9 protein-coding genes and 1 riboswitch are annotated in these 12,439 nt (G+C 41.9%); of the genes, 8 read left to right on the plus strand and 1 reads right to left on the minus strand.

All coding sequences use genetic code 11. From position 1 onward, the window contains the following. Positions 1–37: 37 nt before the first annotated feature. From MTO68_RS00800 to lpxC, 5 genes are all read left to right on the plus strand, one after another. Positions 38–967 (plus strand): D-alanine--D-alanine ligase, encoded by a 930-nt coding sequence (locus MTO68_RS00800; protein ID WP_004818390.1) that lies wholly within the window; start codon positions 38–40, stop codon positions 965–967. Positions 968–971: 4 nt separating this feature from the next. Then, positions 972–1,826, plus strand: a complete 855-nt coding sequence (locus tag MTO68_RS00805; protein ID WP_034611259.1) for a cell division protein FtsQ/DivIB — start codon at positions 972–974, stop codon at positions 1,824–1,826. A 63-nt stretch (positions 1,827–1,889) separates the two neighbouring features. Next, a complete protein-coding gene (ftsA, locus tag MTO68_RS00810) occupies positions 1,890–3,152 on the plus strand; it encodes a cell division protein FtsA (RefSeq protein ID WP_004718623.1) in 1,263 nt (420 codons plus the stop codon). Positions 3,153–3,315: 163 nt separating this feature from the next. Beyond that, positions 3,316–4,509 carry a cell division protein FtsZ gene (gene ftsZ / locus MTO68_RS00815; RefSeq protein WP_004718620.1) on the plus strand — a complete coding sequence of 398 codons (1,194 nt, stop codon included), beginning with the start codon at positions 3,316–3,318 and terminating at the stop codon, positions 4,507–4,509. A 125-nt stretch (positions 4,510–4,634) separates the two neighbouring features. Then, positions 4,635–5,537 carry a UDP-3-O-acyl-N-acetylglucosamine deacetylase gene (lpxC, locus tag MTO68_RS00820; protein WP_016539103.1) on the plus strand — a complete coding sequence of 301 codons (903 nt, stop codon included), beginning with the start codon at positions 4,635–4,637 and terminating at the stop codon, positions 5,535–5,537. Positions 5,538–5,634: 97 nt separating this feature from the next. Here lpxC and MTO68_RS00825 read toward each other — a convergent pair whose 3' ends face one another. After that, positions 5,635–6,084, minus strand: a complete 450-nt coding sequence (locus MTO68_RS00825) for a hypothetical protein (protein ID WP_034611264.1) — start codon at positions 6,082–6,084, stop codon at positions 5,635–5,637. Positions 6,085–6,189: 105 nt separating this feature from the next. Here MTO68_RS00825 and MTO68_RS00830 point away from each other — a divergent pair, with 105 nt between their 5' ends. The 3 genes from MTO68_RS00830 to MTO68_RS00840 all read left to right on the plus strand — a co-directional run bounded on the left by MTO68_RS00830 (position 6,190) and on the right by MTO68_RS00840 (position 11,852). Beyond that, entirely contained in the window at positions 6,190–6,867 is a 678-nt protein-coding gene (locus MTO68_RS00830; RefSeq protein ID WP_004718614.1) for a M23 family metallopeptidase, read from the plus strand. A gap of 288 nt (positions 6,868–7,155) precedes the next feature. Next, positions 7,156–9,864 carry a pyruvate dehydrogenase (acetyl-transferring), homodimeric type gene (gene aceE, locus MTO68_RS00835; protein ID WP_004818397.1) on the plus strand — a complete coding sequence of 903 codons (2,709 nt, stop codon included), beginning with the start codon at positions 7,156–7,158 and terminating at the stop codon, positions 9,862–9,864. 2 nt (positions 9,865–9,866) lie between these two features. After that, positions 9,867–11,852, plus strand: a complete 1,986-nt coding sequence (locus MTO68_RS00840) for a 2-oxo acid dehydrogenase subunit E2 (RefSeq protein ID WP_244015942.1) — start codon at positions 9,867–9,869, stop codon at positions 11,850–11,852. Between the two features lie 362 nt (positions 11,853–12,214). Beyond that, a riboswitch (yybP-ykoY riboswitch) is annotated at positions 12,215–12,371 on the plus strand. Positions 12,372–12,439 lie beyond the last annotated feature (68 nt).

Below are 12,439 nucleotides of genomic sequence, written 5' to 3' on the forward strand. Positions count from 1 at the left end.
ATTAAATTGACTAACTTATAAGTTTAAGGATTTAAACGTGTCAAATGCTTCTAAATTCGGCAAAGTAGCGGTGTTGCTTGGTGGGAAATCTGCTGAGCGTGAGGTGTCATTAGATAGTGGTAAAGCTGTTTTAGAAGCATTATTACGTTCGGGTGTGAATGCGGAAGGCTTCGATCCACAAGAACGTAGCGTGACGGAACTTGTGGGCTATGATCGCGCATTTATTGTATTGCATGGTCGTGGTGGTGAAGATGGTCAAATCCAAGGTGCGTTAGAATGGATGAATGTACCGTATACAGGTACAGGGGTTCAGGGTTCAGCGATTGGGATGGACAAAGTTAAAACCAAACAAATCTGGCAAGGTTCAGATTTACCGACTGCACCGTATCGTATTATTTCCAAAGATTCTGATTTAACTGAAGTGATTGAAAGCCTTGGCTTACCATTAATCATTAAGCCTGTACATGAAGGTTCTAGTGTTGGTATGAGCAAGGTTGAAAAAGCGGAAGACCTTGCTGCTGCAATTGAAAAAGCCACAGTACATGATGCTGTGGTGATGGCTGAAAAATGGATCACGGGGCGTGAATATACCATTTCTTTCCTCAATGGTTTGCCATTACCCGTGATTCGTTTGCAACCACCTGCTGATGTTGCATTCTATGATTATGAAGCAAAATATAACCGTAATGACGTGGAATATGGTATTCCATGTGGTTTAAGCGAGTCAGAAGAAAAGAACTTACAAGAATTGTGTTTACGTGCCTTCCAAGCAGTCGGTGCCAGTGGTTGGGGACGGATTGATGCGATGTTAGATGAACAAGGTCATTTCTGGTTGTTAGAAGTGAATACAGTGCCTGGCATGACCAGTCACTCGCTTGTGCCTAAAGCCGCAAAAGCTGTAGGTTATAGCTTTGATGAATTGTGTGTTGCGATTTTAGCGCAAACGCTCACGGAACAAGCACACTAAGTTTATGGCTCAACTTCCTGCTTCGATGCGTCGCAAACGTGCGGCAATTACATCAATACACGATAAGCCGCCAACACGTCAGGAAAAGCTTCTCAACGTGGGAAGCTGGTTGCTTATGGTCATTGCTATTGCTGTGCTATTTGCAGGAATCTATGGTCTGTATAAAGTGATTACCGATGCTCGGGTGGCCACACTTCAAGTGGTAGGTACCACCTCACCAGTAGAGTCACAAGCGATTACACAACATTTGGCGCCTGTTGTTAAAAATAATTATTTCACCTCGGATTTAGAACAGATTCGAGATAAAGCACTAGAAGTATCATGGGTGGATCGTGTTGTGGTTTCACGGGCATGGCCAAATGGTATTCGTGTGCGGATTATGCCGCGTCATGCAATCGCACGTTGGGGAACCGGGCGATTACTGAGTGATGCTGGAGATGTCTATACAGAAGCGGTGGCGAAGAATTATTCAAACTTGCCATTGCTTCATGGGCCGCTCAGCCAATCCAAAGTGATGATGCGTCGCTATAATGAAATTAATCAATTATTTCACCCAGTCAACTTACGTTTAAAAGAGCTTTATCTCACTGAACGTATGACTTGGTTTATGCAGTTTGATTCGGGACTACGGGTGATCGTAGATCAAGATCAAACCATGAGTAAGCTACAACGTTTAAGTCATCTGGCTCAAACTGATTTGAAACCCGCTTGGTCGAATATTTCCGCCATTGATTTGCGCTACCGAAATGGTTTGGCAATTCAATGGAGAAATTCTATTTCACCAAAGATTGTGAATGGTCAATTTGTTGTAACCAGTAATGACATAAGCGTTGCAGGTGGGATGGTTGCACAGCCATAATACGTGGCTTGAAAAAGAGGCATATAGCCAAACATAAACAATGAAGATAATGGTAGCAAAGTGATGAATGAAGCTGTTCCCTCAGTTGTTGCAATTGACATTGGGACACATAAAGTTTCAGTACTGATTGGTAAAGTACATGCCCCTGATAATATTCAGGTTATTGGCATGGCAAGCGCACGCAATAAAGGAATGAATAAAGGCAAAATTGTGAGCCTTGATAAAGTCACAAATGCAATTAAACAAGCCGTTCAAGAAGCTGAAGATATGGCTGAGTGTCGTATTCATTCAGCTTGGGTTTCAATTCCAAGCACCGAATTACAAAGCCATTATGCGATTGGTCGTACACCGATTTCAAATTCAGAACATACCATTACGACAACTGAAGTGGTGCGTGCATTAGAACTTGCTAAAGCCAGTCATATGACAGCCGATCATTACTTAGCAAGTGCAGTGCCTTTAGGTTTTGAGCTGGATGATTCAAGTGAGTGGGTACAGAACCCAATCAATTTATCTGCCAATAGTATGACAGCCCATTATCAATTGATGATGATGCCAATCAGCACTATGCAGAACTTGGATCGTGCAATGAAAGGCGCCAATATTTCGGTTGAAAAAATGGTGGTGTCTTGTTTAGCAACTGCAGAAGGCAGTTTGCTGAAAGATGAAAAAGAATATGGCGTTTGTTTACTCGATATCGGTGCTGGAACGACCAATATTGCAGTCTATATTGAAGGGCATTTGGCATTAGCTCATACCATTCAATGTGGTGGTGAAAATGTCACCCGTGATATTGCCACTGTATTGCAAACCACAACCGAAGAAGCTGAACGGATTAAGTTACTGCATGGTTGTGTCGACATTCACCAAGTTAAACCGGATCATATGATTCAGTTTGAGGCAATTGATGGCCCACAAACCATTAGTCGTATTGAGTTGACTGAAATTATTATCGCACGTTATGAAGATATCTTAGGTAAAGTACGATACGAATTAGAACAACGTAGTGCACTACAAAGTTTGTATCATGGTGTGGTACTGACAGGTGATGTTTGCCAGATTGAAGGCATGGTGACATTGGCTCGTCGTATGTTGGGTATCTCTGCACACTTAGGCAATCCACCGTTACAAGTGGTGACCGATGATCAGAATTTACCATCTTTACGTCGTTCAATGTATGCTACAGCAGCAGGGTTACTTTTGTTTAGTCAAAGTGACATGCAAGAGGCGATTGAAGAACCTGAAGTTCAAGGTGGAAGACCATTCTTTGATCGGATTGTGAATGGTTGGAATGCCTTAAATAACAAATTAAAAGGTATTTTTTAGGTGTGGTTTTTTGGGGAATATTGTTAGGAAGTTGTAAGTGTTCTGTCCAATACTTGACAAGCTCTGCAATGAACAGCATCCTAAAAACAATTTTTATTATTGAAGATCAAGGCAGTATACGGGCTTAAGTGACTGCCAAATTATATTAGGAAATCTAAAGGTCATGGCCTCATTTGAATTTTTAGACGATGGACAAACCGATAACAACGGTCAAGCCCGTTTTACTGTGTTTGGTGTTGGTGGCGGCGGTGGTAATGCCGTACAACACATGGTGCAATCTGACATTAAAGGTGTGAAATTTGTTTGTGCAAATACAGACAAGCAAGCCCTTGATCGCATGAATGCGCCTTTTAAAATGCAACTTGGTGAGCAAAGCACACGTGGTTTGGGTGCCGGTGCTAATCCAGATGTAGGTCAAATTGCTGCTGAAGAAAGCCGTGAGCAAATCCGTCAACACCTTGAAGGTGCCGATATGGTATTTGTGACTGCTGGAATGGGCGGTGGTACAGGTACAGGTGCTGCGCCCGTTGTTGCTGAGATTGCTCAAGAAATGGGTATTCTTACTGTAGGTGTGGTGACAACGCCATTTAACTTTGAAGGTCGTCGTCGTCAACGTTCGGCTGAAAAAGGGATTGAAGCATTAGAACAACATGTTGATTCTTTAATTATTATACCGAACCAACGTTTACTCAGCGTTTATGGTGACATCTCTATGCAAGATGCTTACCGTAAAGCAGATGACGTGTTGCTGAATGCGGTACGGAGTATTTTTGATCTGGTTGTTCGTCCGGGTCATATTAACCTTGACTTTGCTGACTTGAAAACTGCGATGAGTACACGTGGTTATGCAATGATGGGTGAAGGGAAGAGTAGCGGTCCAGACCGTGCTGAAGAAGCGGCACGTTTGGCGATCCGTAGTCCGTTATTGGATAATGTAAATATCATGAATGCCAAAGGGGTGTTGATTAACATCACGGGCGGTGCTGATGTGACTTTACGTGAAACTGAAGTGATTACAGATGTTGTGAACCAAATTGTTGACCTTGAAGAAGGTGAAGTGTTCTTTGGTACTGTATTTGATCCAGACGCACGTGATGAAATCCGTGTCACTGTGATTGCTACAGGTTTAACACGTAATGCCAGTGATGCAACTGAAGCAAAACGCAGAACCCATATCAGCAATGTTGCGCAATCATATAGCCAACAAGCCAGCCACAACACTGTGGTTGATGAAGATGATGTTCCTGCGATCAATAAACGTCAAGAAGATGGTGCACCTGTTGCAGCACCAAGTTCAAGCGGTCGTTCTACGCCAATGAGTATTCAAGATTATTTGAAAAATCAACAGCGTAAATGATTGATAATTATTAAAAATAATTAATATCAACGAAAAAGGTAGTGAGATTCATTACCTTTTTTGTTTTTTATCAATGGCTAAATGTGCTAACGTATAGCGGATTTGAGAATGAAGACCGAATTAGCATGTTGAAACAACGTACCCTGAAGCGAGTCGTTAAAGCGAGTGGCATCGGACTACATAGCGGACAAAAAGTCATGATTAACTTTTTGCCACATGTGGCGGACGGGGGTATTGTATTTCGCCGTATCGATTTAAATCCACCTGTCGATCTGCCAGCAGATGCCATGCTGATTCAAGAAGCATTCATGTGTTCCAATTTGGTCAGTCATGAAACCAAGGTTGGCACCATTGAACATGTCACCAGTGCAATCGCTGGCTTGGGTATAGATAACCTGATTATAGAAGTGTCTGCTTCTGAAATACCAATTATGGATGGTAGTGCAGGTCCATTTATATACTTACTCATGCAGGGCGAATTAGTAGAACAAGACGCACCGAAAAAATTTATTCGGATTCTCAAACCTGTTGAAGCACTCATAGAAGATAAGCGCGCAATTTTTACCCCTCACGATGGTTTTCAAATCAACTTCACCATCGACTTTGATCATCCTGCTTTTGCAAAAGAATACCAATCGGCGACCATTGATTTTTCAACAGAAACGTTTGTCTATGAAGTCAGCGGCGCACGTACTTTTGGTTTTATGAAAGATCTCGATTATTTAAAAGCCAATAATTTAGCCTTGGGTGCGAGCTTAGATAATGCTGTTGGTTTAGATGATACCGGCGTGGTCAATGAAGAAGGTCTACGCTTTGCAGATGAGTTTGTTCGGCATAAAATTTTGGATGCAGTTGGTGACTTATACCTACTTGGACATCAAATTATTGCCAAATTCGATGGTTATAAATCGGGACATGCACTGAACAATCAACTTTTACGCAATGTTAAAAGTGATCCAAGCAGCTATGAAATTGTAACATTTGATGACGAGAAGCTGTGCCCAATTCATTTTGTCAACGTGACATAAGTCTTTGTCTTTTAGGCATTGTGTTATAGTGTAACAATAAAAAGTGTGATATCTGTCATATTTTGATCAGTTTTAATCTTAATTTAATCTAATCAGTTTACTTTTTATTGCTTGCCAAACGTAGTAAAGCTTGGCTAAGCTTAGGGTCGCTCACAAAACTAGCGGCATTTTGTAACATTTCAGATGTTGCAGGTTGTATGCTTTTTACAGTTTTATGGCGTTGTGGGGGTGTTTCAGTATTGCTGTTTTGAATACGTAAACGAACTTGCAGTTTTTGTAAATCACGAAGTTCGTTGATTTGTGATAATTGAGAAATATACTGTTTTTGAAGATAACCGAGTTGACTAATCATGGCTTGATTTTCACCGGTGATGGTCAAAATACCGTATTGATAACAGACAACTCGCCAATTCTCAGGTTGAGGAAGTAGCGGTTGAATTAATTTAGTAAGTTTTTGCCATTCGGCAACTTGCTTTGTAAGAAACGATAAGTTTCCTGTTTTTAAGTGTTGTCTTGTTGGTTGAAAGACGTTTTTTGGTTCAGACATACATGGTTCCTACATATTTATGTCCTATCTTAAGCGCTCATTTCGATAGATATCAAGGATGAGATCACTCAAGAAACTTGACTAAGAACAGTTAAAGAGGTTTTTATGCATACGCGACGTATTTTATTGGCTTTTACTTTAGCAGCTTCCGCTGCAACCGCTGCATTTGCAGACTTGGTTCAATCACCAGATCGTTTAGAACAATTATCCAAGACTCTATCTCAAGGCTCTTATAATCCAGATGATTTAGATCTTCCTGCTTCAGCAAAGATGAATATTACTTTACGTAGCCAGGATGCGCCAATCGAGTTAAACAATGCAAGTATCGCTAAAAAATACGGTTCTAGCGCAAACTCTGCTTCTCGTTATACTGCAAACTCTCCATATTCTTGGTTAGTCACTCATCCTCTTCCAGACATGAAGCGCGTAAGCTCTGATTTTGGTGGTCGTACAATGGGGGGTCGTGCCGAACATCATTCTGGTTTAGATCTTTCAGCACCAAGTGGTACACCAATTTATGCAACAGGTCCTGGTATCGTAACCAAGTCTGGTTGGGGCACTGGTTATGGTCAATATGTAGAAATTAACCATGGCAATGGCTATATCACACGTTATGCGCATGCTTCACGTCTAATTGCCCGTGTGGGTGATCAGGTGAAGGCTGGTGAACATATTGCCAACGTGGGTTGTACTGGTCGTTGCACAGGTCCACATTTGCATTACGAAGTAGTGAAAGATGGTCAACGTAAAAATCCATCTTCTTACTTAGCCATGTTGCCATAACGCTAAACATTTAATTGTTGAGCTTATGATTGATGCTCTGTATGCATGATTGAATTCGTAGTCGCGATGAATTAAATACTGTATTCAGACTATCATCAAATAAAAAATTATTTTGTATAAAAAACCGCCTTTATTGGCGGTTTTTTGTTATTTTAAGTGTTAATTAGTCAACAACTATTTAGTTGCTAAATAATCCTTACAATCTGCATTTGGCTGTAACGATAACTTAACAGGCCTAAAACATGATACATATAATATATAGAAAACTATTCAAGGAGTAAGTGGGAAATGGCGTATTATGGTGATAGCGACGCTCAGGAAACACAAGAATGGCAAGATGCCTTTGATTCAGTGCTCCAGCATATGGGTACGGATCGTGCTGCGTTTTTATTAGAAAAATTATATCAACAAGCAATTTCGAAGCATGTACCTATTCAGCGTCTAAATACCCCTTATTTAAATACCATTCCAGTTGAAGAATCTCCAGCGATGCCAGGCGACCAAGATATGGAGCGTCGTATTCGAGCATTAATTCGTTGGAATGCTTTGGCAATGGTTCTACGTGCCAATAAAACAGGTGATGACTTAGGTGGTCACTTGGCAAGTTTCGCGTCTTCAGCAACCCTATATGATGTCGGCTTTAACCATTTCTTCCGTGCCAATAGCGATAGCTTTGGTGGCGACATGATCTATTACCAAGGTCACTGCGCCCCAGGTATTTACGCACGTTCATTTTTAGAAGGTCGTTTGACCGAAGATCAATTGAGCAATTTCCGTCGTGAAGTGGGTGGTCAAGGGCTTTCAAGTTATCCTCATCCTTACTTAATGCCAGATTACTGGCAGTTCCCAACTGTTTCGATGGGCCTTGGTCCAATCATGTCAATTTATCAAGCGCATATTCAAAAGTACTTGATGAATCGTGGTTTGATCAAAGAAGAAAACCGTAAGGTTTGGGCGTATCTTGGCGATGGTGAAATGGATGAGCCAGAAAGCTTAGGTGCAATCTCGCTTGCGGGTCGCGAAAAATTAGACAACTTAATCTGGGTGGTTAACTGTAACTTACAGCGTCTAGATGGTCCTGTACGTGGTAACGGTAAAATCATTCAAGAGCTAGAGTCACTGTTCCGTGGTGCAGGCTGGCGTGTGATTAAGGTGGTCTGGGGTCGTCATTGGGATCCTTTATTGGACAAAGACACCTCAGGTGCTTTAAAAGCCCGTATGGATGAAACGCTAGATGGTGAATACCAACGCTACCAAGTAAAAGGTGGCGCTTATACCCGTGAAAAATTCTTTGGTAAATACCCTGAAGCTGCGGAGTTGGTAAAAGGCTTAAGTGATGAAGATATTGATAATCTGAATCGCGGTGGTCATGACCCATACAAAGTGTATGCCGCGTATGCTGCAGCAATGACCAGCAATGGTCAACCGACTGTAATCTTAGCGAAAACAGTGAAAGGTTATGGTTTGTCTGACGAAATTGAAGCTGTCAACAAAACCCACCAAATCAAGAAAATGCAACACGATTCATTGAAATATGTACGTGACCGTTTCAATTTACCATTCTCTGATGAGCAACTTGAAGAGCTTCCATTCTATCGTCCAGGTGAAAACTCACCTGAATTGAAATATATGAAAGCACGTCGTGAAGCTTTAGGTGGTTATTTACCTGCACGTCGTAAAGACAGTGAAGTATTGGCGATTCCTGAGATTTCAGTATTTGATGGCGTGCTTAAAGGTAGTGGTGGTAAAGAACAATCAACCACGATGGTTATGGTGCGTTTGATTGCAGCATTGTTAAAAGAAAAAGCCATTAAAGACCGTGTTGTGCCTATCGTACCTGATGAAGCGCGTACCTTCGGTTTAGAAGGCATGTTCCGTCAGTTGGGGATCTATGCTGCGCATGGACAAAACTATACCCCAGAAGACCAAGAACAGCTCATGAACTATCGTGAAGCGAAAGATGGTCACATGTTGCAAGAAGGGATCAATGAAGCAGGTGCAATGAGCGCTTGGTCAGCATTGGGTACCAGTTATTCAACCAATAACTTACCAATGATTCCGATGTATATGTATTACTCAATGTTTGGTTTCCAACGTATTGGGGATATTGCATGGGCAGCGGGTGACTCTCAGGCACAAGGCTTCTTGTGTGGTGCAACAGCTGGTCGTACAACATTAAATGGTGAAGGTTTACAACACCAAGATGGTCATTCTCATATCTTGGCAGGAACGATTCCAAACTGTGTAGCGTATGATCCTTGCTTTGGTTATGAGTTAGCTGTGATTGTGCATGATGGTTTACAACGTATGTATGTGAATCAGGAACGTGTGTTCTATTACTTGACGCTCATGAATGAAAACTATGACCAACCTGCATTGCCTGAAGGTGCTGAAGAAGGCATCAAACGTGGTATGTACTTGTTCAATAAAGATGAAAAAGCCACAGTTCAGTTATTGGGTTCAGGCGTGATTCTGCGTGAAGTGATTAAAGCTGGGCAAATTTTACGTGATGAATACCAAATCCATTCCAATGTATGGAGTGTAACAAGCTTCAATGAATTGGCACGTGATGGTATGGCTGTTGAAGAATACAATCGCCTACATCCACTTGAAGACGGTAAAGAGTCTTGGGTTTCTCAGCAATTACGTGACACGGATGGTATTGTTGTTTCAGCAACAGATCATATGCGTGCCTATAGCGAACAGATCCGTGCTTATCTTCCAGATAGCCGTCCATATGTAACATTGGGTACAGATGGTTATGGTCGTTCAGATACACGCAGTAATTTGCGTAGTTACTTTGGTGTAGATGCGGCACATATTGTGGTTGCAACATTGAAAAAACTTGCTGATGAAGGTGAAGTTGATCCGCGTTTGGTGAAAGATGCAATCTCTTCATTTGAACTTGATGTTGATCGTCCAGTTGCATGGTTACCGCAAGCGCACCCATCTGTACAAGAAGTTGCTGCTTATACTGAAGTGACAGAGGAGAAATAATGATGCAAGTTAAAACTCCTGATATTGGCGTTGATAAGGCCACTGTTGCAGAAATCTTGGTGAAAGTCGGGGATACCATCGCTGTTGATGACAGTATCGTTCTACTTGAGTCAGACAAAGCCTCTGTTGAAGTGCCAAGCACTTCAGCAGGTGTGGTTAAAAGTATTGCTGTTACGGAAGGCGATGAAGTTTCAGAAGGTGCTGTGTTGATCGAAGTTGAATCTGCGGATGCAACAGAGACAGAATCACCAGCACAACCTGCTCAAGAAGCTGCAAAAACTGAACCTGCTGTAAAAACTAAAGCTGAACCTGTGGCGTCTGTTGCACCTTCTGCATCTACGACAGCTTCATCTCAAACAGTTGAAGTTCAAGTGCCAGATATTGGTGTTGAAAAAGCTTTGGTCGGCGAAGTTCTGGTTAAAGTGGGCGACGAAATTGCGGTAGATGACAGCATCGTTGTAGTGGAATCGGATAAAGCAACGGTTGAAGTTCCAAGTACAGTTGCTGGCACGGTTGAAAGTGTTGTGGTCAAAGAAGGCGATAATGTTAAAGAAGGTGTGGTACTGATTACAGTGAAAACTGTAGGGGCTGCAACGACTTCGGCGGCAGCACCTGCTGAAGCGCCTCAACAAACGTCAGCAACACCAACTCAAGCTGCTGCACCAGAAGCATCAGCGCCAGCCCAATCGGGTAAAGTTGAAGTTGCTGTTCCTGATCTGGGTGTAGATAAAGCAACAATTTCTGAAATTTTGGTGAGCGTAGGCGATCAAGTTGAAAAAGACCAAAGCCTTTGCGTTGCTGAGTCGGATAAAGCCTCTGTAGAAGTACCAAGTACGGTTGCAGGTACGGTGACGGCGATCCATGTGGAATTGAATCAGTCTGTAAGTCAGGGCACTGCTTTGGTAACGATTGAAGCACAAGGTCAGACTGCATCAGCACCGCAAGAAAAACCAGCCGCTCCAGCATCACAAGCTGCATCAGCACCAGCCGCGAAAACGACAGCTTCAACGCCAAAAGCTGAAGTGGCCGTTGCTCAAGCGGGTACTGAAAAGTTATCTAAAGCACAACAAGCTGAAAATGCTAAAGTTTATGCTGGTCCAGCCGTGCGTAAGCTTGCGCGTGAACTGGGTGTGGTTTTATCACAAGTCGAGGCCTCTGGCCCTCATGCACGTGTGATGAAGGATGATGTTTTTGCTTTTGTTAAAGCCAAATTGACTGCACCGCAAGCAGCAGCTCAAACAACTGCTGCGCCAGTCGCTTCAGGTTTGCCTGCATTACCAGATTTCAGTGCATTTGGTGGTAGTGAAATTGCACCAATGACGCGTTTACAGCAAGTGTCTGTACCGCAATTGTCATTAAACAATTTTATTCCGCAAGTGACACAATTTGATTTAGCAGATATTACTGAACTAGAAGCTTGGCGCGGTGAGTTAAAAGGGAAATTTAAGCAAGATGGTATTAGCTTAACGATCCTTGCCTTTATTGCAAAAGCGGTGGCGTTTTTACTCAAAGAAGAGCCTTATTTTGCAGGTCACTTGGCAGATGATCAAAAGTCTGTGCTGTTGCGTAAAGAAATCCATATGGGAATCGCTGTGGCGACACCAGATGGTTTAACTGTTCCAGTATTGCGTAATCCTGATCAAAAATCGATTAAGCAAATTGCCATTGAATTGGGTGAGTTAAGTAAAAAAGCACGTGATAAGAAACTTTCTCCGAAAGACTTACAAGGTGCAAACTTTACTATTACTAGCCTAGGTTCAATTGGTGGTACTGCATTTACGCCATTGGTGAACTGGCCGCAAGTTGCGATTTTGGGTATCTCACCTGCAACGATGCAACCAGTATGGAATGGCTCAGGCTTTGATCCAAAACTGATGTTGCCATTGTCATTGTCTTATGACCATCGTGTGATTAATGGTGCGGATGCTGCGCGATTTACCAATAAATTGACCAAGTTGTTATCAGATATTCGTAACATCTTGCTTTAAGTTTTAAATTATAGAAGACCTCGCTTTAGGCGAGGTTTTTTATATGGATCTGATTTTGTTTTATCAATAATTTTCAAACCTGCTTTAAAGTCATTATTCAATATAGTCAATCTGTCAAAAAACTCAGGCACAAGAATATAATTTCTCTTAATTAATATTTTTAATTAAATCAATCGGCGACATCCCTGTCGCCCCACGATGGGATAACCATCGTGGGTTCAAAATTAGTGAAGAAACGAAATTGAATTCATCCTCTGCGGGCATTAAAAATGCTTTGGCACGATATTTTTTGAAGTTTATCTGAGCTTTAAATTTTTTAATTTTTAAAAATTGAAAATGATTGATAAAGCGTTGTAGAATAGCTGTACTTCATTGGGGAGTAGCCGCTGTTTATCATCTGCGAGATGATAAATGGGTGATGATCAACATAATTACTCAACAGAGTATGGTCATCATAGCAAAGAACCAATTTAGCTGAAGGTGTTTACTCAGCTATCTTTTGTTGGCAAGACCTTTGATTTATCACTCCGCGTTGAATAGGCGACTATTCATATTGGCTAGCAGGAGGGGTAAGTCATCGGTAAATA

Source organism: Acinetobacter sp. NyZ410, assembly GCF_022828975.1.
GTDB classification, from domain to species: Bacteria; Pseudomonadota; Gammaproteobacteria; order Pseudomonadales; family Moraxellaceae; genus Acinetobacter; species Acinetobacter guillouiae.

Excerpts from the sequence above, each read along its gene's own strand:
- MTO68_RS00805 (WP_034611259.1), top strand. The coding sequence starts at position 972 with ATGGCTCAACTTCCTGCTTCGATGCGTCGCAAACGTGCGGCAATTACA.
- ftsA (WP_004718623.1), top strand. The coding sequence starts at position 1,890 with ATGAATGAAGCTGTTCCCTCAGTTGTTGCAATTGACATTGGGACACAT.
- ftsZ (WP_004718620.1), top strand. The coding sequence starts at position 3,316 with ATGGCCTCATTTGAATTTTTAGACGATGGACAAACCGATAACAACGGT.
- lpxC (WP_016539103.1), top strand. The coding sequence starts at position 4,635 with ATGTTGAAACAACGTACCCTGAAGCGAGTCGTTAAAGCGAGTGGCATC.
- MTO68_RS00825 (WP_034611264.1), bottom strand. The coding sequence starts at position 6,084 with ATGTCTGAACCAAAAAACGTCTTTCAACCAACAAGACAACACTTAAAA.
- MTO68_RS00830 (WP_004718614.1), top strand. The coding sequence starts at position 6,190 with ATGCATACGCGACGTATTTTATTGGCTTTTACTTTAGCAGCTTCCGCT.
- aceE (WP_004818397.1), top strand. The coding sequence starts at position 7,156 with ATGGCGTATTATGGTGATAGCGACGCTCAGGAAACACAAGAATGGCAA.
- MTO68_RS00840 (WP_244015942.1), top strand. The coding sequence starts at position 9,867 with ATGCAAGTTAAAACTCCTGATATTGGCGTTGATAAGGCCACTGTTGCA.